Source organism: Pseudomonas sp. s4 (assembly GCF_046764235.1).
GTDB classification, from domain to species: Bacteria; Pseudomonadota; Gammaproteobacteria; order Pseudomonadales; family Pseudomonadaceae; genus Aquipseudomonas; species Aquipseudomonas asiatica.
This window is the reverse complement of record NZ_CP177209.1, coordinates 5,123,868-5,141,953: the sequence shown is the minus strand read 5'-3', so window position 1 is coordinate 5,141,953 and position 18,086 is coordinate 5,123,868. Positions and strand designations below refer to the sequence as shown.

Genomic DNA, 18,086 nt, shown 5'->3' with positions numbered 1-18,086 from the left:
TGCCCCCGGAGTGTTCCCCGCACGCGCCGCGCGTTCGGGGCAGATGAGGTTTGTACTGCCATGGTCCGTCGAACCAAAGAAGAAGCCCAGGAAACCCGCGCCCAGATCATCGAGGCGGCGGAAAAGGCCTTCTACAAGCGCGGGGTTGCGCGAACCACCCTGGCCGACATCGCCGAACTGGCGGGTGTGACGCGAGGAGCGATCTACTGGCATTTCAACAACAAGGCCGAGTTGGTGCAGGCGTTGCTCGACAGCCTGCATGAAACCCATGACCACCTGGCGCGGGCGAGCGAAAGCGAGGACGAAGTGGACCCGCTTGGCTGCATGCGCAAGCTGTTGCTGCAAGTGTTCAACGAGCTGGTGCTCGATGCCCGAACCAGGCGTATCAACGAAATCCTGCATCACAAGTGCGAGTTCACCGATGACATGTGTGAAATTCGCCAGCAGCGCCAGGCTGCTGTGCTGGATTGCCACAAGGGCATCACCCTGGCGTTGGCCAATGCCGTGCGCCGGGGCCAGTTGCCAGGCGAGCTTGATGTCGAGCGCGCGGCGGTGGCCATGTTCGCCTATGTCGATGGCCTGATCGGGCGCTGGCTGTTGCTGCCTGACAGTGTCGATTTGTTGAAGGATGTCGAAAAATGGGTCGACACCGGGCTGGATATGCTGCGCTTGAGCCCGGCTCTGCGCAAATGACACTTTGTTAAGGATTGTGAGGGAGTGTTACCCCTTTGTGTTAAGGGGGGATTAATGCTTCCGGATGACCTTGAACAAATCACAGATCCTGTGGGAGCGGCCTTGTGTCGCGATAGGGCTGCGCAGCAGCCCCGGCAATTTGTGCATCACTGCTGAAATCCTGGGGCCGCGTCGCGGCCCTTTCGCGACACAAGGCCGCTCCCACAGAGATCGCGTAGCTTCTAGCGTCCGCGCAGTTGCCGGTCGGGCAATGCAAACGCTGCAAACAGTCCCAGCACGGCTACCCCGGCACTCCCCATCAACAACTGCCGGAACGTCTCGAGCAACCGCCCCTGTGTCACCAGGTCCACTTCACCGGCCTTCAGGCTCCCCAGCAACGGATTACCCAGCGACTCGAACCCGCCCTGGTGCAGCAGCGCCAGCAGCAGGCTGGACATGCACGCCACCCCCATGGCCCCACCTAGCGAGCGGAACAGGTTGGTGGTGCTGGTGGCCACGCCGATGTCCTTGCTGTCCACCGCGCTTTGTGTGCCTACCAGCGAGGTCGGAAACTGCAGCCCGCAAGCGATGCCGGTCAGCAGCATGAACAGTGCACTGAGCAAGACCGACTGCGGCGGGGTCAGCGCCATGGCGAAAATGGCCAGTGGCATCAGCAGTGCGCCGGCCAGAATCTGCGGCTTGTAGCGCCCGGTCAGACTAGTCATGCGCCCGCCGGTGAAGGCACCCATGGGCAGCCCCATCACCAGCGGCAGGAGGTGCAGGGCAGCACTGTCGGCGCCGGCACCGGTGATGCCCTGGTAGCGCAACGGCATAAGCATGGTCAGGGAGATCGACTGGAAGCTTGCGAAGAAGATCACGCCCCAGCACAGCACCGCCACGCGATTGCCGAACAGGCCGAGCGGCAGCAGCGGCTCCGGGCAGCGGCGCTCATGGGCGATGAACAGCATCAAGCCCAGCGCGGCGCAGGCGAACAAGGCCAGCACGGCCTGGTCGACCCAGGCGTGGCCCTGGCCGACCAGGGTAATGCCCAGCAACAGGCTACCCAGGCCGAGAATCAGCAAAACGGCACCCAGGTAATCCACCTGCGCCTCGCGGCGCTGCACCGGCATGCCGCCGAGGGCGCGGCGGATCGCCCACAGTGCAACCAGCCCCAGCGGCAGGTTGATCCAGAACACCCAGCGCCATGACAGGTATTCGGTCAACCAGCCGCCCAGCACCGGGCCGGCGACACTGGCCACCGCGTACATGCTGCTGAAGTATCCCTGGTAGCGGCCGCGCTCTCGTGGGGGTACGAAGTCGCCGATGATCGCCTGGCTCACCGAGACCATGCCACCGGCACCGATGCCCTGCAGTACCCGGGCCAGCACCAGCTGTTGCATGTCCTGGGCCAGGGCGCAGGCGATCGAGGCCAGGGTGAACAGGCTGATGCCGGTGAGGATCATCCTGCGCCGCCCGTACAGGTCGCCCAGCTTGCCGTAGATCGGCACGGCCACGGTCATCGCCACCATGTAGCCGGAGATGACCCAGGCCAGCAGGCCGACATCGTTGAACTGCGCCGAGATCGCCGGCAGGGAGACGGCAACGATGGTCTGGTCCAGGGCGCCGAGGAAGATCGCCAGCATCAGGGCGGTGAGCACGTTGCGCAGGGTGGTGGGGGGCAGGGCGGCGGTCACGGGGATACCTTGTTTATCGGTTGAGGCCTCTTCGCGGGCACGCCCGCTCCCACAGGTACAACACAGGGCTTGAAGGCTGTGGTGTACCTGTGGGAGCGGGCGTGCCCGCGAAGGGGCCCCGAAATTGTAACCTGAGTTAGGTAGCTTCCTATCCACTATCTGCATCCCCTATGCAAGATCGGCATTGGCGCATTCGTTCAGTGCTGCATGGCTGCGTGATATCGTTGGTATGCCACAGAGGCTGAAAATCGGGGCTTTGCACCACCTTGGTGCAACATTATGCCGCAGGTTTTTGCGCCGCTGTCTCCCACACCTTTTATTCCTCTGCCTGCATGTCGAGCATGACCGCCCAGATGGCGACGGTTGGAACAGGCCAGGTAGACCCGATTACAGGGGTCGGTAGTTACCGTTCGAATTTCAACTTATTTTGCGGAGTGATCATGCCCAAGGCTTCCCATCAAGATCTGCGTTTTGCCTTCCGCGAGCTGCTCGCTTCAGGTTCCTGTTATCACACCGCATCGGTGTTCGACCCGATGTCGGCACGCATTGCCGCAGACCTGGGCTTCGAGGTCGGCATCCTCGGTGGCTCCGTCGCTTCGCTGCAGGTACTGGCTGCACCGGACTTCGCCCTGATCACCCTCAGCGAGTTCGTCGAGCAGGCCACCCGTATTGGTCGTGTGGCACAACTGCCGGTGCTGGCTGACGCCGACCATGGCTATGGCAACGCGCTGAACGTCATGCGCACGGTCATCGAACTGGAGCGCGCCGGCGTGGCTGCGCTGACCATCGAGGACACCCTGCTGCCTGCCCAGTTCGGGCGCAAGTCCACCGACCTGATCCCGGTTGAAGAGGGCGTAGGCAAGATCCGTGCGGCGCTGGAGGCACGGGTCGATTCGTCGCTGTCGATCATTGCCCGGACCAACGCTGGCGTGCTCACCACCGAAGAAATCATCGTGCGTACCCAGAGCTACCAGAAGGCCGGAGCCGATGGCATCTGCATGGTGGGGGTGAAGGACTTCGAGCAACTCGAGCAGATTGCCGAGCACCTGACGGTGCCATTGATGCTGGTGACCTACGGCAACCCGAACCTGCGTGACGACGAGCGCCTGGCACGCATGGGCGTGCGCATCGTCGTCGATGGTCACGCGGCCTACTTTGCCGCCATCAAGGCCACCTACGATTGCCTGCGGCTGCAGCGCGGCCAGCAGAACAAGTCGGAAAACCTCAGCGCCACCGAACTCTCGCACACCTACACCCAGCCCGAGGACTACATCCGCTGGGCCAAGGAGTACATGAGCGTCGAGGAGTGACAGTGCCATTCCTGTAGGAGCGGCCTTACAAGTCCTGATCCCACTCCGGTTCGTCCTTGAACCGCTGCACAAGAAAATCCAGCATGCTGCGCAAGGTCGCCGGCATGTGCTTGCGTGAGGTGTATACCGCATTCAGGTTCAGCTCGCGTGGCCTGGCTTCGGGCAGCAGGCGCACCAGTTCACCCCGGCGCAGGGCCTGCGCGGCCTGGTAGGTCGGCAGCATGGCGATACCTGCGCCGGCCAGCGCCGCCTTCTGCAGTGTCATCGCCTCGTTGGCACTGATGTTCCCCGCCACTGGCACGGCGACTTGCTGGCCGGCTACCTCGAAATGCCACAGGCTGTGGCCGAAGTAGGCATGTGTCAGGCAGTTGTGCCGGCTCAGTTCCTCGACCCGTTGCGGCGTGCCGTGCTCGCGCAGGTAGGCCGGTGCCGCACACACAGCCGAGCGGCATACGCTCAGGCGCCGGGCGATCAGGTTGGGGTCCAGGTCATTGCTGGTGCGTATGGCCAGGTCGATGCGCTCGTCCACCAGGTTGACCGTGCGATCGAGCATCTGTAGTTCCACCTTCACCCCAGGGTAGCGTCGGACGTAATCGGCCACAGCATCCACCAGTTGGGCCTGGCCGAATGAGGTGCTGACGCTGATGCGCAGCGCGCCCTTGGGCGCGTCATCCGGCTGCTGCACCGCGGCCTGCAGGTCGCCAGCCAATTCCAGCAATTGCCGGCAGCGGGGCAGGGTTTCCTGGCCGGCGGCGGTGAGGCTGAGCTTGCGTGTGGTGCGCTGCATCAGCCGTGCGCCAACCCAGTCTTCCAGCTCTGCCAGGTAGCGCGAAACCACCGGCCGGGACAGTTGCAGATGATCCGCCGCCGCCGACTGGCTGCCCAGGTCGACGACGGTGACGAAAACGCGCATGGCGTTGAGACGGTCCATGATTTGCCCGGTTTCAGAAACAAACTATGTTCGAGCATCGCATTTTTTGTCACGGATTAGGCAACTAAGCTGTTGGGCATTGTTCATCTGACGGGCGTTTGCGATGTCTCTTTTCACTCCTCTGCGTGGCCTGCTGCTGGCCTGTGTGACCCTGGCCGGCCCGGCGCTGGCTGCCGACCCCTTGCGGCTGGAGGTTTACAACCCCGGGCATGAGGCGATCTTCCCGGTCAGTTCGGTGATCGTCAGCGGCGAGCACGACGCCATCCTCGTCGATGCCCAGTTCGGCAAGGCCCAGGCCGAGCAGCTGGTGCAGCGCCTGCGGGCAGGCGGCAAGCAGCTGACCACTATCTACATCAGCCATGGCGACCCGGACTACTACTTCGGCCTGGATACCCTGACCCAGGCCTTCCCGGACGCCAAGGTGCTGGCGTCGGCCGCCACGGTTGCCCATATCCGCCAGACCAAGGATGCCAAGCTGGCCTACTGGGGCCCGCAGATGGGCGCGGACAAGCCGGCGCGGCTGGTGCTGCCACAGGTGCTCGAAGGCAACCGCCTGACGCTGGAAGGGCAGGACCTTGAGGTGGTCGGCCTCGACGGCTCGCAACCTGACCGCAGTTTTGTGTGGATCCCGTCGATCAAGGCGGTGGTCGGTGGCGTGGTGGTGTCGGAGAACATTCATGTGTGGATGGCCGACACGCAAACGACCAAGTCCCACGCCGACTGGCTCGGCACCCTGGCGCACATCGAAGCGCTGGCGCCGCGTACGGTCATCCCCGGACATTACCTGGGGGGCAGCAGTCGATCGCTGGAGGCCGTGCATTTCACGGCGAACTACATTCGTGACTTCGATGCCGAGACCGCCCAGGCGAAAGACGCCGGTGCGTTGATCGCGGCGATGAAGCGACGTTACCCGAGCCTGGCCGATGAAAGCTCGCTGGAGCTGGGGGCCAAGGTCGCCAAGGGCGAGATGAAGTGGTAGTTCCGTTCAACTGATGGAGAGTATCCCATGAGCAAGATTGCAATCATCGGTGCCACCGGCCGCGCTGGCAGCCAGTTGCTGGAGGAGGCCCTACGCCGTGGTCACAGTGTGCTGGCCATCGCCCGCGACCCGTCGCGGTTGCAGGGGCGGGAGGGGGTGACCGTCAAGGCGCTGGATGCCAAGGACAGCGCAGCCCTGCAAGCGGCGGTCGCGGGTGTGGATGCGGTGCTGAGTGCGGCGCATTTCTCGACCATCGAGCCACACGCCATCATCGAGCCGGTCAAGCGGGCCAGGGTCAGGCGCCTGCTGGTGGTAGGTGGGGCCGGCAGCCTGTTGCTGCCGTCTGGGCATCGGGTGATCGACAGCCCGGACTTCCCCGAGGCATACAAGGCCGAGGCCACTGCCGGGGTGCGTTTTCTGGAAGCGTTGCAACGGGAGCCGAACCTGGACTGGACCTTCCTGTCGCCGTCGGCGGAGTTCGTTGAAGGTGAGCGCAGCGGGCATTACAAGCTGGGCAAGGATCATCTGTTGATCGGCGCGGATGGCAAGAGCTGGATCACCTTTGCCGATTACGCGATTGCCATGCTCGACGAACTGGAAAAGCCGGCGCATTCGCGGCAGCGTTTCACTGTCGGCTATTGAGTCGCCTGCTTCGCGGGCACGCCCGCTCCCACAGGTAAAGCAAAGGTCTTGGAATCTGTGCTGTACCTGTGGGAGCGGGCGTGCCCGCGAAGAGGCCCTCACTGGCTGGCCTGGTGTTCCAGCCAATCCAGCAACTCCCCCAACCCCGCCGGCAAGCTCTTGGCCTGGCTCACCAGGTAATACCCCTTGCCGGTCATCACCTTCAGCGCAAACGGCATGCACAACCGCCCCCCGCGCAAGTCATCGCCGATCAGCGACCAGTCGCCGATGGCCACACCGGTGCCCTGCGAGGCCATGGCCATTGCCATGTCCAGCGTCTCGAAATGCTGCTTCGGGCCTTGAATGGCCAGCGTTGCCCCGGCTGCCTGCAGCCACAACCGCCAGTCATGCTCATTCCGCGAGGGGTGCAGCAGCATGTGTCGCGCCAGGTCCTCGACCTGCTGCAACGGCACCGGCCCCTCGCGCAGTGACGGCGCGCAAACCGGCGTCAGCTGCTCATCGAACAGCTTGCGCACGCGCAGCCCGTGGTTCGGCGCATCGCCATACACCACCGCCGCATCGAAACCCTCGCGGCGAAAGTCAACTCCATGTTGCACCGTGGTGGTCAGCTCCACCGGTACATCCGGGCGTAGCGCCTGCCATTCCATCAGGCGTGGCAGCAGCCAGCGCATCACGCAGGTCGGTGCCTTGAGCTGCAAGGTAGTGCTGCGCCCACCCACCTCGCGCACCCCTTGTTCAATCAGCGCAAATACCTGTTGCACCCTTGGCAGCCAGTCCTGGCCTTCACGGGTCAGGCTCAACCCACGGGCCTGGCGCTGGAACAAGGCATAGCCCAGATGCTCTTCGAGGGCCGCGATCTGCCGGCTGACGGCGCCCTGGGTGATATGCAACTGCTGCCCGGCACGGGTGAAATTGCAGTGCTGGGCAGTGACCAGGAAGGTATGCAGGGCGGGCAGGGGCGGGAGGCGTTTCATTGTGCTGAGCCATGATTGCAGGACATGGCTAGTATGTGTTTTTTTGCATTGTGGCGATAGCCGTGGCTGGGTCCAATAGGGGCATAACCCAACCAAGATTCACGGTGAAACCCAATGGCGACCTGCGGCGAAGTACTGGTAAAACTCCTTGAAGGCTATGGTGTTGACCATGTCTTCGGCATTCCTGGTGTACATACCGTGGAGCTCTACCGCGGCCTGGCGGGTTCGTCCATCCGCCATGTCACCCCGCGCCACGAGCAGGGTGCCGGGTTCATGGCCGACGGCTATGCGCGGACCCGCGGTAAACCGGGGGTGTGCTTCATCATCACCGGCCCGGGGATGACCAACATCACCACCGCCATGGGCCAGGCCTATGCCGACTCGATCCCGATGCTGGTGATTTCCAGCGTGCAATCCCGCGACCAGCTGGGCGGTGGCCGTGGCAAGCTGCATGAGTTGCCCAACCAGGCCGCGCTGGTGTCGGGTGTGGCGGCGTTTTCCCATACCCTGATGAGTGCCGATGACCTGCCGCAGGTGCTGGCTCGGGCATTCGCCGTGTTCGAAGGCGCCCGACCGCGCCCGGTGCATATCGAGATCCCGCTCGACGTGCTGGTCGAACCGGCCGATCACCTGCTGCCGGGGCGCGTGGTGCGCAGTACCCGGGCAGGGGCAGCGCCGCAGGCCGTGGCGCAGATGGCCGAGCGCCTGGCCAATGCAAGGCGGCCATTGATCCTGGCCGGGGGCGGTGCATTGGCCGCGGGCGCTGCGCTGGCGCGCCTGGCCGAACAGCTGCAGGCGCCGGTGGCGCTGACCATCAATGCCAAGGGGCTGCTGCCGGCCAGCCACCCCCTGCAGATCGGCTCGACCCAGTCACTGCCAGCCACACGGGCGCTGGTGGCCGAGGCCGATGTGGTGCTGGCGATCGGCACCGAACTGGCCGAAACAGACTATGACGTCACCTTCAAAGGTGGTTTCGAGATCCCGGGCAGCCTGTTGCGCATCGACATCGACCCGGACCAGACCGTGCGCAATTACCTGCCGGCGCTGTCGCTGGTGGCCGATGCCGAACTGGCCGCCGAGGCGCTGCTCGGTGCCTTGCAGGCGCTGCCGCAATCCGTGCGTGAGAGCACGTGGGGCGAGGCCCGGGTGGCCAAGCTGCGCCAGGCACTGGCGGCGGGTTGGGACCAGCCGACCTTGAGCCAGACGCGTCTGCTGAGTGCGATTCTCGAGCGTCTGCCCAATGCCATTCTGGTGGGCGATTCGACCCAGCCGGTGTACACCGGCAACCTGACCCTGGACATGGACCAGCCACGCCGTTGGTTTAACGCATCGACCGGCTACGGCACCTTGGGTTACGCATTGCCGGCGGCCATGGGCGCCTGGCTGGGCAGCGCGGAGCAGGTCGGTGAGCGTGCCCCTGCGGTGTGCCTGATTGGTGATGGCGGTTTGCAGTTCACCTTGCCGGAGCTGGCCAGCGCGGTGGAAGCGCAGGTGCCGCTGATCGTGCTGCTGTGGAACAACCAGGGGTACGAGGAAATCAAGAAGTACATGGTCAACCGGGCTATCGAGCCGGTCGGGGTGGATATACATACGCCGGACTTCATCGGTGTGGCGCGGGCCCTGGGCGCGGCGGCGGAGCAGGTGGCAGATGTGGCGCAGCTGCAGGTGGCGTTGGGGCAGGCAGTGGAGCGCAAGGGGCCGACCTTGATCCAGGTTGACCAGAATCAGTGGCAGGGGGCTGTGTCGGGTTGAAGTAAATCTATTGCCAGTATCGGCCCTTTCGCGGGCTTGCCCGCTCCCACAGGTTTTTGCACAGGCTTTGAGTATTGTGCTGTACCTGTGGGAGCGGGCGAGCCCGCGAAAGGGCCGGTACTGCCGTTCAAAACTTCAGCCAGCAGTCGCCCGCAATCTGGCCACATCACGAATCGGCGGCGCGCCATACAGCCGGCTGTATTCACGGCTGAACTGTGACGGGCTTTCATACCCCACCCGGTAGGCCGCCACCGCTGCCTCGAGGCCGTCATTGAGCATCAATCGCCGCGCCTCCTGCAGGCGCAGTTGCTTCTGGTACTGCAACGGGCTCATCGACGTCACGGCCTTGAACCGGTGGTGCAAGGTCGAGGTGCTGAGGTTGACTTCACGCGCCAGATCCTCGATGCGCAAAGGCCGCTGGTAGTTCTGGTTGAGCCAGGTGATGGCCTGACAAACGCGGTGGGTCTGGCTGTTGGCCAAGGCAATTTCGTACAACCGATAGCCCTGCGGCCCTCGCAGCAGACGGTACAGAATCTCCCGGCGGAACAGCGGCGCCAGCATCGCGATGTCGCGCGGGGTGTCCAGCAGGCGTATCAGCCGCAGCAAGGCGTCGAGCAACGCGGCGTCGGTTCTCTCCACATACAAGCCACGACCGGAAGGCCGGTTGGGCACCAGCATCGGCCCGCTTTCGGCGATCAGTTGGCTTATTTCGGCTGGGTCCAGGTCCATGCGCAGGCCAAGGCTCGGGTGCTCGGGGCTGGCGTCGAGCTTTACGCCGCTAAGCGGCAAGGTTACCGAGACCACCATGTAGTGCAGCGGGTCGTAGGCGTACTGCTCGTCACCCAGGAACAGGCTTTTGCTGCCCTGGGCGAGGATGCACAGCGCGGGTTGCGCCAGGGTCGGTACCGAGCGCACGTTTTCGGTGTAGCGCACCAGGTACAGGTCATCGATGGCCGATGCCGGGCCATGAGGCTCCCCGGCGTGGCGGCGGATCAGCTCGGCCAGCTCCTGGCGTTGCAGTTCCAGGCTTGGGTCGATGGACGTGGCGATAGTCATGATGGCTTTCCTCTGCTGACCGACGCAGCATAGGTTTGGGCAATGGCGGGCGCTAGTCAAAAGCTGCACGCCGATTGCCTGATCCTGCCGCGCTGCAGGATCAGGCAATCGGCGTGCAGTAATGGCCTAACGCGTCGCGCGGGCGAGGCCCTAACCTTGGCAGCCTGGCTTTTTCGTCCGCCTGCTTCAAGGAGATTGTGCAATGACCCCGACACAACCGGTCACCCACCTTGCTTTCATCCGTGCCAGCAGCGGGCGCTCGGCGGAGCTGGGCGCGCGCCTGCGTGACCTGCTCGAGCCCTCGTTGCGGGCACCGGGCTGCCTGAGTTTTTCGGTGCAGCGTTCGCAGGCTGATGCCGATTTATGGTTGCTCAGTGGCAGCTGGCAAGACCAGCAGGCGATGAGTGGCTATTTTGCTTCGCCAACGCTGGAAGTGTTTGGTGAGTTGGTACAGGCGCAGGTGGTCAGCAGCCTGGATCTGCATACCTTTGATTGAGGTGTTGCCTATTCTGGCCTCATCGCCGGCAAGCCAGCTCCCACAGGTTTATCGCAGGTTTCGAGAGCGGTGCAGCACCTGTGGGAGCTGGCTTGCCGGCGATAGGGCCGGTACAGGTGAATAGGGTAAGATGCTGCCCTTGATCAACCAGGTAGATAGCAACATGGCACGTAGGGAATTCCCGCATTTCGAAGCGGTTTCGGCGATGGTCCCGGTGGAAGGTGGCGGCTACAACGCGGCCATCGCAGTCAAGGCCCTGGGCATGGGCGGCGCGCCGCGCTTTCACAAGATTCTCGACGGCCAGGTGTTCAAGGGCGCCGTGGCCGCCGATGAAGCGGCCACGGCCGAGCTGCAACGCCTGCAGGGCGTCAGCGAAGAGGGTGAGTTGATCTGGTGATCAGGCCGGTGGGCGGGCCATCTTGAACAGGTTGCCCAGCTCGAAATAGTCTGCCGGGCCACCACCACGCAGGATCGGCTCGGCGGCAGCGGTATCGTAGATACCGTTCTTCAACAGGTGCTCGGCAATGTGCACCGCCACCACTTCACCCAGGATCAACCAGCTGGGCACCAGTTCCTGGTCGGCCCGCTTGAGCTGGACGAGCTGGCTGACCTTGCACTCGAAGGCCACTGGGGTTTCGCCGACACGCGGCACATTGACGATGCTCGATGGCGTGGCGGTGAGGCCGCTCAATTCGAATTCGCTTACCTCGGCGGCAACCGGTGCGCAGCTCTGGTTCATCTGCTCGGCCAACGGGCGAGTGGCCAGGTTCCAGACGAACTCGCCGGTCTGCTCGATGTTGTTCAGGCTGTCTTTGCGCCCGACGCTGCAGAAACCGATGATTGGCGGGATGTAGTTGAAGGCGTTGAAGAAGCTGTAGGGCGCCAGGTTCAGGCGGCCTTCGCGGTCCTGTGAGGAGATCCAGCCGATAGGGCGGGGGCCGACGATGGCGTTGAACGGGTCGTGGGGCAGGCCGTGGCCTTTTGCGGGTTCGTAGTAATACATCTGTGCTGGGCTTGCTGGCCCTACCTCCTGGTGGACAAGGCGCCTAGTGTGCCAAGCCTGTGCCCGCCTGAAAATGATCAAGCCCGGCCGAAGCCGGGCTGGGTGCTCGCATCAGGGATCAGCTGATGCGGTGGGCGTTGGTGCGGTTGAAGCCGTCTTCGGCGAAGCGCTGGCCACCAGTGCGGTCGAAGCCGTCTTCGGCGAAGCGTTGACCACCAGTGCGGTCGAAGCCGTCTTCGGCGAAGCGCTGGCCACCGGTGCGGTCGAAGCCGTCTTCGGCGAAGCGCTGGCCACCGGTGCGGTCGAAGCCGTCTTCGGCGAAGCGCTGGCCACCAGTGCGGTCGAAGCCATCTTCAGCGAAGCGCTGGCCGCCAGTACGGTCGAAACCATCTTCAGCGTAGGCAGCGGATTGGCTCTGGGTCGCTGCGAAGGTGTGGGCGTTGGTGCGGTTGAAGCCATCTTCGGCGAAAGCGCCAGCAGCGAAAACCGAGAGGGCCAGGGTAAGGATCAGTTTGTTTTTCATGGTCGTTGCTCCAGGGGTTTTTGAGGTTGTTTTGTTTCTATGGGTTTAATCCTACTCCGATTAATTTGATTAAAAAGCGCAAATAGTAGTGCTTAAAAATCGAATAATTCGATATGTTTTGACGTGCATCTTGTGGCTCGGGCAGCGGTTCTGGCTCAGGATGTGTCCGCCCATGCGCCGACGTTCTGCCAGCCATTTCAGCTTGAGGCGGTGGAATTAATGGGGCGTTAAGGATGAAAAATCTGTCATTGAAGGCTGCTGAACGCATTTTTCATACATCACCAACCGATTTTTCAAATGCTGCTCAGCACCATCGCCGCACCTCAAACCGGAGCGGCACAACAATGAACAAACTTCCGCAAATCACCTTGGCCTTCTGGGTCATGAAGATCTGCGCTACCACCCTTGGCGAAACGGCGGGGGATTTGCTGTCGATGACCCTGAACATCGGCTATGCCCTCAGTTCGTTGCTGCTTATCAGCGTGTTCCTGCTGACCTTGCTCGGCCAGCTGTACTCGCGCCGCTACCACCCGATGCTGTACTGGCTGGTGATCCTCTCCACCAGCACCGCCGGCACCACCATGTCCGACTTCATGGACCGCACCCTTGGCCTGGGCTACGCCGCGGGTTCGGCCATCCTCATCGGCATCCTGCTGCTGACCTTCCTGGTATGGCGCCTGAGCGGCAACCCGCTGGATGTCACCCGCATCAAGAACCGCACGGGCGAATTGTTCTACTGGGTGGCGATCCTGTTTTCCAACACCCTCGGCACGGCGCTGGGCGATTACCTGGCCGATGACTCGGGGCTCGGTTTTGCCGGTGGCGCACTGTTGATAGGCAGTGCCATCGCCTTGGTAGTGGTGGCCCGCTACTGGACACGCATCCCTGGCGTGGTGTTGTTCTGGGTCGCGTTCGTGCTTACCCGCCCGTTCGGCGCCACCTTGGGCGACTTCCTCACCAAGCCCCACGAGAAGGGCGGCCTGGACTTCGGCACGGTCGGCTCTTCGGCGGTGCTGGGCGGGGTGTTGCTGGTACTGGTGCTGATGGCCACCTGGTACCAGCGCCGTGAGCCGCGTCAGGCGTTGGAGATGTCCTGAGCCTGCTTTCCGATACCAGTAAGCCGATTAATTGGGCTATTCGGCTCACATGGTGAGCCGAATAGGATTTCTAATCGGCTCATCAGAAGGCTTCGGAGGTATGGCTTGATGTTTGCGCTGTTGCTCAAATCAAGCGCCGTCCGCGCGGTGCGTCTCGCATGCGCTGGAGCCCTCAAACCGTACACCTGGATTGCATGACGCATTCGCATGTATGAAAAAAGGCGCCCCGACAACGGGGCGCCCTTCTTGATTACCGCAAGCTCACACTCACTCAGTGGTAATCCGCGAGTGCTGCTTGGTGTCCTTCATGGTTGCGTAAACCAGCAGCGAGCAGGCGATGCAGGCGGTCACGTACCAGTAGAAGCCACTCTCCATGCCGGCGCTCTTGAACCACAGGGCCACGTACTCGGCGGTGCCGCCGAAGATCGACACGGTCAGCGCGTACGGCAGGCCCACGCCCAGGGCGCGGATTTCGGTAGGGAACAGCTCGGCTTTGACCACGGCGTTGATCGAGGTGTAGCCGCTGACGATGATCAGCGCCGCCATGATCAGGAAGAACGCGCCCCACCAGGTCTGGATGGTGTGCAGGGTGCTGAGGATCGGTACGGTGAACAGGGTGCCGAGCACGCCGAAGGCGATCAGGATCGGGCGTCGACCGATCTTGTCGGACAGGCCGCCGATCACCGGCTGCAGGCACATGAACAGGAACAGCGTGGCGGCCGAGATGGTGGTCGAGTCGCTGATGCTCATGCCAACGGTGTTGACCAGGTACTTCTGCATGTAGGTGGTGTAGGTGTAGAAGGCCAGGGTGCCGCCCATGGTCAGCCCGACCACGGTCATCAGCTCCTTGGGGTGGCGCAGCAGGGTGCGCATCAGGCTTTCCTTGGCCTTTTCCTTCTTGGTGAAGGAGGCGGTTTCTTCCATGCCGCGACGCAGGTACAGGGCCACCACGGCGCACAGTGCACCGATCACGAACGGTACGCGCCAGCCCCAGGCATACAGCTGCTCGGTGGTCAGGGTCTGTTGCAGGACGATCAGTACCGCCAGGGCGATGAGCTGGCCGGAGATCAGGGTCACGTACTGGAAGCTGGAGAAGAAGCCACGGCGGTCCTTGCTGGCCATTTCGCTGAGGTAGGTGGCCGAGGTGCCGTATTCACCACCCACCGACAAGCCCTGCAGCAGGCGTGCGATGACCAGCAGGATTGGCGCGGCGACGCCGATGGTTTCGTAGCCTGGGGTCAGGGCGATGACCAGCGAGCCGGCGCACATCAGCAGCACCGAGGCCATCAATGCGGCCTTGCGGCCTTTGCGGTCGGCGTACAGGCCCATCAGCCAGCCACCGATCGGGCGCATGAGGAAGCCCACTGCGAAGATCGCGGCGGTATTGAGCAATTGTGCGGTGGAGTCGCCGGCCGGGAAGAAGGCCTTGGCGAAGTACAGCGAGAATGCGGCGTAGACGTACCAGTCGTACCATTCGACCATGTTGCCGATGGACCCGCTGAAGATCGACTTCAGGCGGCTGGCGGTGGTTTTTTCTGTGGCAGGCGCGGTGGACGCCCCGGCTGGCAGGGAGGTGGCATTATCCATCAGGGATACCTTCTCGTTGTTTTTGTGGAGCGCGCCGTGGCGCAGCTTGCACAGGTGATTGCAGAAGGTGTGCCAAATGGGTGCATTGGGCTTCAAATGGGGGCGCTGTGCGCCCCTTCGCGGGCACGCCCGCTCCCACAGAAGCCGCGTTATTCCTGACGTGGAGCATTTCCTTGTGGGAGCGGGCGTGCCCGCGAAGGGCTGCAAAGCAGCCCAGGAAAATCAGATTAATGAGCGGTTTTTTGCTTGCTGATTGAGCGAGATAAGCGGATTTCCGCTCATTCCCGCCCGATGAAGTCCTCGCGCACCAACCCATGCCGCTGCATCTTTTCGTTCAGCGTGCGCCGCGGCAGCTGCAAGGCCTCCATCACCGCCTTGATTTCGCCGCCGTGCTGGCGCAGCGCCGCGCGCAGGCATTGCGCCTCGAACGCTTCCATCTGTTCGCTCAACGACTGCCCGGCAGGCGTCACCTCGATGTTCGGCGAGCCCAGCCCCAATGCATGCCGCTCCGCCGCGTTGGCCAGCTCACGCACGTTGCCCGGCCAGTCATGCGACAGCAGCTGCGCCAGTTGCGCGCCCGACAGGGGCGGGGCTGCGCGACCAAGCTTTTCGCCGGCGGCACGGGCAAAGTGCTCGAACAGCAGTGGAATGTCCTCACGCCGTTCACGCAATGGCGCCAGGCGCAACTCGGCCACGTTCAGGCGATAGGCAAGGTCTTCGCGAAAGCGCCCGGCGCGGGCTTCTTCGAGCAGGTCGGGCTTGGTCGCGGCAATGATGCGCAGGTCGACGCTGATGCTCTGGTTGGCACCCAGGCGTTCCAGCTTCTGTTCCTGGATCACCCGCAGCAGCTTGGCCTGTTGGGCCAGTGGCATGCTTTCGATTTCGTCGAGGAACACCGTGCCACCGTTGGCGTACTCAAGCTTGCCGATGCGCTTGCCCTGGGCGCCGGTAAAGGCGCCGCTTTCATGGCCGAACAGCTCGGCCTCGAACAGCGACTCGGGGATGGCTGCACAATTGAGGGCGACGAACGGCTTGTCGGCGCGCGGGCCAAAATCGTGCAGGCAGCGGGCCACGCGCTCTTTGCCACTGCCGGTTTCGCCGCGGATCAGCACATTGACCGGCAGGCTGGCCAGGTCCAGCACTTGCCGACGCAGCTGTTGCAGACCCTGGGACATACCCAGCAGTGTGCCTTCCAGGCGTGACTTGAGATCGGCCTGCTCGTGCAGCCGGCGGTTTTCCAAGACCAGCTGGCGCTTTTCCAGGGCCCTGCGCAGGCTGCCCAGCAGGTGCTGCGGGGTAAAGGGTTTTTCCAGGAAGTCGTAGGCCCCGCTGCGCATGGCTTCCACTGCCATGGGCACATCGCCGTGGCCGGTCAGCAGGATCACCGGCAAGTCGGGGTCGTCCGCCAGCAGGCGTTCGAGCAACTGCAGGCCATCCATGCCCGGCATGCGTACATCGCTGATGATCACCCCGGGAAAGTGCCGTGGCAGGTGTGCCAGGCATTCTTCGGCGCGGGCGAACAGTTGCACGCTGAAGCCCGACAGGCTCAGCCATTGCTCGACCGCGGTGCGGATACTGGCTTCATCATCGACGACGATCACTGAATTCAACATGCAGGCTCCAGGTCACGGGGCAGGGTAAGGCTAAGGCGCGCGCCGCCAGGCAGGTTTTCGGCCTGCAGCTTGCCGCCGGCCTCGTGGACGATGCCGTAGGAAATGGCTAGCCCCAGCCCAAGGCCTTCACCCACCGGCTTTGTGGTGAAGAATGGGTCGAAGACCTTGGCCAGGTTGGCCTCGGCAATGCCGCCACCCGAATCCAGCACGCTCAGGCGCCATAGCTCGCCGTCGGGCTCGATGCGGATCTCCAGGCGTTTGTAGCGCTTGTCGGCCATGGCGTCGAGGGCATTGCGCAGCAGGTTGATCAGCACCTGCTCCAGGCGAATGGCATCGCCGCGCACCCAGGCCGGGCGCGCCAGGTACAGGGCTACCTCCACTTCTTCGCTGCGAATACGCGCCTCCAGCAGGTGCAGTGCCTGGTCGACCACGGTGGCCAGGTCGAGGCGTTCGCGCAGGCCGACCGGGCTGTTGCGGGCGAAGGTTTTCAGGTGACTGGTGAGCGCGGCCATGCGCGTGAGCATCTGCTCCAGCGGCTCCAGTGCCTGGCGTGCTTCGTCATATCGGCCATGGTCGAGCAGCAGACGCAGGGTTTCCAGCTGCATGCGCTGGGTGGTCAGCGGCTGGTTGATTTCATGGGCCATGGCCGCCGACATTTGCCCAAGCGCCGCCAGCTTGGCCGATTGCACCAGCCCCTCCTGGGCGGTGCGCAGCTCACGGGTGCGTTCCTCGACCTGGCGCTTGAGCTCCTCCCGGCTACGCTGGCGCAGGCGGGCAAGGCGCAGGCGCTGGCTGACGAACAGCGCAGCGAACACCAGGCTCAGCCATACGGCGGCGGCGCCGAGGGCGGCATTGCGACCGTCGGCGGCCACCTGCGGCTTGCGCAGCAGATGCAAGGTCCAGTTTTCACTTTCCAGCGGCAGGCTTTCCCACAGGTACTCGGCGCTACCCTCCGGGCCTTGCACGCGGCTGAGGGTGCTGTTGGCGGCAAAGCGGGTCAGCACCTGGTGCTGCAGCGGCACCAGCGGTTGCTTGTCGTACTGACGGGTTTCGGCCAGTTCGGCACGGTCGGCACCATTGAGCGGCTGCAGCTCGCGGTAGCGCCAGCCGTCCTGGTTGGCGATGAAGGTGATGCCACGGGCATCGCTGACCAGCAGGATGTCGCTGCCCTGGCGCCACTCGCGCTCCAGTTCGGGGAACTCCAGCTTAACCACCATGGCGCCGAGGAAGCGGCCATGCTCGTCGTTCACCGCGCTGGCGAGGAAGTAGCCCGGCACGCCACTGGTCACGCCCACGGCGTAGAAGCGGCCACTGCCTTGGCTGCGGGTTTGCTTGAAGTAGGGGCGGAAACCGTAGTTGGAGCCCACATAGCTGCTGGGCAGCCGCCAGTTGCTGGCGGCGATGGCCAGGCCGGTGCGGTCGAGCAGTTCGAGGGTGGAGGAGTTGGCAGCGCCGTTGATGCGTTCGAGTTTGCGGTTCAAGGCGTCCTGCACCGGTTCGCTGACCGGGCCGCGCAGGGCGGCGATCAGTTCCGGGTCCAGCGCCAGCACGGCGGGCAGGGCGCGGTAGCGGTCGATCAGCGTGTGCAGGGCATTGGCATACAGGCCCAACTGCTGGCTGGCACGCTGGGCGTCGGCTTCCATGGCCTGGCGCTTGGCCTGGTGCATGGCCCAGCCGGCGCTGAGGGCGGTGCCCAGCACGATCAGCAGGGAGATCAGCCCCAGACGCAGGGCGCGAACGGAAAAGGGCATGGGGCG

17 protein-coding genes are annotated in these 18,086 nt (G+C 63.7%); 8 read left to right on the top strand and 9 right to left on the bottom strand.

The genetic code is table 11. The annotated features are described in order from the left end of the window. Positions 1 to 60: 60 nt before the first annotated feature. Entirely contained in the window at positions 61 to 693 is a 633-nt protein-coding gene (gene ttgR / locus ACK56M_RS23855) for an efflux transport transcriptional regulator TtgR (protein ID WP_013974034.1), read from the top strand. A 221-nt stretch (positions 694 to 914) separates the two neighbouring features. Here the strand turns inward: ttgR and ACK56M_RS23850 are convergent, their stop codons facing one another. Continuing rightward, on the bottom strand, positions 915 to 2,366 hold the full coding sequence (locus ACK56M_RS23850; RefSeq protein WP_054571990.1) for an MDR family MFS transporter: 1,452 nt from the start codon (positions 2,364 to 2,366) through the stop codon (positions 915 to 917). 440 nt (positions 2,367 to 2,806) lie between these two features. Here ACK56M_RS23850 and ACK56M_RS23845 point away from each other — a divergent pair, with 440 nt between their 5' ends. Then, the gene (locus ACK56M_RS23845) at positions 2,807 to 3,676 is read left to right on the top strand and encodes an oxaloacetate decarboxylase (protein ID WP_411959101.1); all 870 of its coding nucleotides are present in this window, start codon (positions 2,807 to 2,809) and stop codon (positions 3,674 to 3,676) included. A 25-nt stretch (positions 3,677 to 3,701) separates the two neighbouring features. Here ACK56M_RS23845 and ACK56M_RS23840 read toward each other — a convergent pair whose 3' ends face one another. Beyond that, positions 3,702 to 4,607, bottom strand: coding sequence for a LysR family transcriptional regulator (locus ACK56M_RS23840; RefSeq protein WP_015271643.1), 906 nt, complete (start codon positions 4,605 to 4,607; stop codon positions 3,702 to 3,704). 103 nt (positions 4,608 to 4,710) lie between these two features. Between ACK56M_RS23840 and ACK56M_RS23835 the strand changes: the two genes are divergently transcribed. Beyond that, positions 4,711 to 5,586 carry an MBL fold metallo-hydrolase gene (locus ACK56M_RS23835; RefSeq protein ID WP_054571989.1) on the top strand — a complete coding sequence of 292 codons (876 nt, stop codon included), beginning with the start codon at positions 4,711 to 4,713 and terminating at the stop codon, positions 5,584 to 5,586. 27 nt (positions 5,587 to 5,613) lie between these two features. Continuing rightward, positions 5,614 to 6,228: an NAD(P)-dependent oxidoreductase gene (locus ACK56M_RS23830; RefSeq protein ID WP_015271641.1), complete on the top strand. Its 615-nt coding sequence runs from the start codon at positions 5,614 to 5,616 to the stop codon at positions 6,226 to 6,228. A 98-nt stretch (positions 6,229 to 6,326) separates the two neighbouring features. On the opposite strand, the gene ACK56M_RS23825 is transcribed toward ACK56M_RS23830, so the two are convergent. Then, complete coding sequence (locus ACK56M_RS23825; RefSeq protein ID WP_015271640.1) at positions 6,327 to 7,202, bottom strand: LysR substrate-binding domain-containing protein; 876 nt, start codon at positions 7,200 to 7,202, stop codon at positions 6,327 to 6,329. A 114-nt stretch (positions 7,203 to 7,316) separates the two neighbouring features. Here ACK56M_RS23825 and ACK56M_RS23820 point away from each other — a divergent pair, with 114 nt between their 5' ends. Continuing rightward, complete coding sequence (locus tag ACK56M_RS23820) at positions 7,317 to 8,954, top strand: 5-guanidino-2-oxopentanoate decarboxylase (protein ID WP_100412759.1); 1,638 nt, start codon at positions 7,317 to 7,319, stop codon at positions 8,952 to 8,954. Positions 8,955 to 9,089: 135 nt separating this feature from the next. Here ACK56M_RS23820 and ACK56M_RS23815 read toward each other — a convergent pair whose 3' ends face one another. Then, positions 9,090 to 10,010 carry an AraC family transcriptional regulator gene (locus ACK56M_RS23815; protein ID WP_003258430.1) on the bottom strand — a complete coding sequence of 307 codons (921 nt, stop codon included), beginning with the start codon at positions 10,008 to 10,010 and terminating at the stop codon, positions 9,090 to 9,092. A 202-nt stretch (positions 10,011 to 10,212) separates the two neighbouring features. On the opposite strand from ACK56M_RS23815, the gene ACK56M_RS23810 reads away from it, so the two are divergent. Next, entirely contained in the window at positions 10,213 to 10,506 is a 294-nt protein-coding gene (locus ACK56M_RS23810; RefSeq protein WP_015271638.1) for a putative quinol monooxygenase, read from the top strand. Positions 10,507 to 10,636: 130 nt separating this feature from the next. Next, positions 10,637 to 10,903 (top strand): hypothetical protein, encoded by a 267-nt coding sequence (locus ACK56M_RS23805; protein WP_015271637.1) that lies wholly within the window; start codon positions 10,637 to 10,639, stop codon positions 10,901 to 10,903. Here ACK56M_RS23805 and ACK56M_RS23800 read toward each other — a convergent pair whose 3' ends face one another. Beyond that, positions 10,904 to 11,509 carry a flavin reductase family protein gene (locus ACK56M_RS23800; protein WP_411959100.1) on the bottom strand — a complete coding sequence of 202 codons (606 nt, stop codon included), beginning with the start codon at positions 11,507 to 11,509 and terminating at the stop codon, positions 10,904 to 10,906. 118 nt (positions 11,510 to 11,627) lie between these two features. After that, a complete protein-coding gene (locus tag ACK56M_RS23795; RefSeq protein ID WP_003258434.1) occupies positions 11,628 to 12,032 on the bottom strand; it encodes a hypothetical protein in 405 nt (134 codons plus the stop codon). Positions 12,033 to 12,376: 344 nt separating this feature from the next. Between ACK56M_RS23795 and ACK56M_RS23790 the strand changes: the two genes are divergently transcribed. Then, positions 12,377 to 13,129 (top strand): membrane protein, encoded by a 753-nt coding sequence (locus ACK56M_RS23790; RefSeq protein WP_025340470.1) that lies wholly within the window; start codon positions 12,377 to 12,379, stop codon positions 13,127 to 13,129. Between the two features lie 267 nt (positions 13,130 to 13,396). On the opposite strand, the gene ACK56M_RS23785 is transcribed toward ACK56M_RS23790, so the two are convergent. The 3 genes from ACK56M_RS23785 to ACK56M_RS23775 form a co-directional block, all read right to left on the bottom strand. Continuing rightward, positions 13,397 to 14,716, bottom strand: coding sequence for an MFS transporter (locus ACK56M_RS23785; RefSeq protein WP_182329017.1), 1,320 nt, complete (start codon positions 14,714 to 14,716; stop codon positions 13,397 to 13,399). Positions 14,717 to 14,994: 278 nt separating this feature from the next. Continuing rightward, the gene (locus ACK56M_RS23780; protein ID WP_054571986.1) at positions 14,995 to 16,329 is read right to left on the bottom strand and encodes a sigma-54-dependent transcriptional regulator; all 1,335 of its coding nucleotides are present in this window, start codon (positions 16,327 to 16,329) and stop codon (positions 14,995 to 14,997) included. Beyond that, a complete protein-coding gene (locus ACK56M_RS23775) occupies positions 16,323 to 18,080 on the bottom strand; it encodes a sensor histidine kinase (protein ID WP_015271634.1) in 1,758 nt (585 codons plus the stop codon). The genes ACK56M_RS23780 and ACK56M_RS23775 overlap by 7 nt, the downstream gene beginning before the upstream one ends. Positions 18,081 to 18,086: the final 6 nt, after the last annotated feature.

Bases quoted from the DNA above. Each gene is read 5' to 3' on its own strand.
- ACK56M_RS23790 (WP_025340470.1), top strand. From the start codon at position 12,377: ATGAACAAACTTCCGCAAATCACCTTGGCCTTCTGGGTCATGAAGATC.
- ACK56M_RS23825 (WP_015271640.1), bottom strand. From the start codon at position 7,202: ATGAAACGCCTCCCGCCCCTGCCCGCCCTGCATACCTTCCTGGTCACT.
- ACK56M_RS23775 (WP_015271634.1), bottom strand. From the start codon at position 18,080: ATGCCCTTTTCCGTTCGCGCCCTGCGTCTGGGGCTGATCTCCCTGCTG.
- ACK56M_RS23780 (WP_054571986.1), bottom strand. From the start codon at position 16,329: ATGTTGAATTCAGTGATCGTCGTCGATGATGAAGCCAGTATCCGCACC.
- ttgR (WP_013974034.1), top strand. From the start codon at position 61: ATGGTCCGTCGAACCAAAGAAGAAGCCCAGGAAACCCGCGCCCAGATC.
- ACK56M_RS23820 (WP_100412759.1), top strand. From the start codon at position 7,317: ATGGCGACCTGCGGCGAAGTACTGGTAAAACTCCTTGAAGGCTATGGT.
- ACK56M_RS23835 (WP_054571989.1), top strand. From the start codon at position 4,711: ATGTCTCTTTTCACTCCTCTGCGTGGCCTGCTGCTGGCCTGTGTGACC.
- ACK56M_RS23795 (WP_003258434.1), bottom strand. From the start codon at position 12,032: ATGAAAAACAAACTGATCCTTACCCTGGCCCTCTCGGTTTTCGCTGCT.
- ACK56M_RS23845 (WP_411959101.1), top strand. From the start codon at position 2,807: ATGCCCAAGGCTTCCCATCAAGATCTGCGTTTTGCCTTCCGCGAGCTG.
- ACK56M_RS23815 (WP_003258430.1), bottom strand. From the start codon at position 10,010: ATGACTATCGCCACGTCCATCGACCCAAGCCTGGAACTGCAACGCCAG.
- ACK56M_RS23805 (WP_015271637.1), top strand. From the start codon at position 10,637: ATGCTGCCCTTGATCAACCAGGTAGATAGCAACATGGCACGTAGGGAA.
- ACK56M_RS23830 (WP_015271641.1), top strand. From the start codon at position 5,614: ATGAGCAAGATTGCAATCATCGGTGCCACCGGCCGCGCTGGCAGCCAG.
- ACK56M_RS23800 (WP_411959100.1), bottom strand. From the start codon at position 11,509: ATGTATTACTACGAACCCGCAAAAGGCCACGGCCTGCCCCACGACCCG.
- ACK56M_RS23840 (WP_015271643.1), bottom strand. From the start codon at position 4,607: ATGGACCGTCTCAACGCCATGCGCGTTTTCGTCACCGTCGTCGACCTG.
- ACK56M_RS23785 (WP_182329017.1), bottom strand. From the start codon at position 14,716: ATGGATAATGCCACCTCCCTGCCAGCCGGGGCGTCCACCGCGCCTGCC.
- ACK56M_RS23810 (WP_015271638.1), top strand. From the start codon at position 10,213: ATGACCCCGACACAACCGGTCACCCACCTTGCTTTCATCCGTGCCAGC.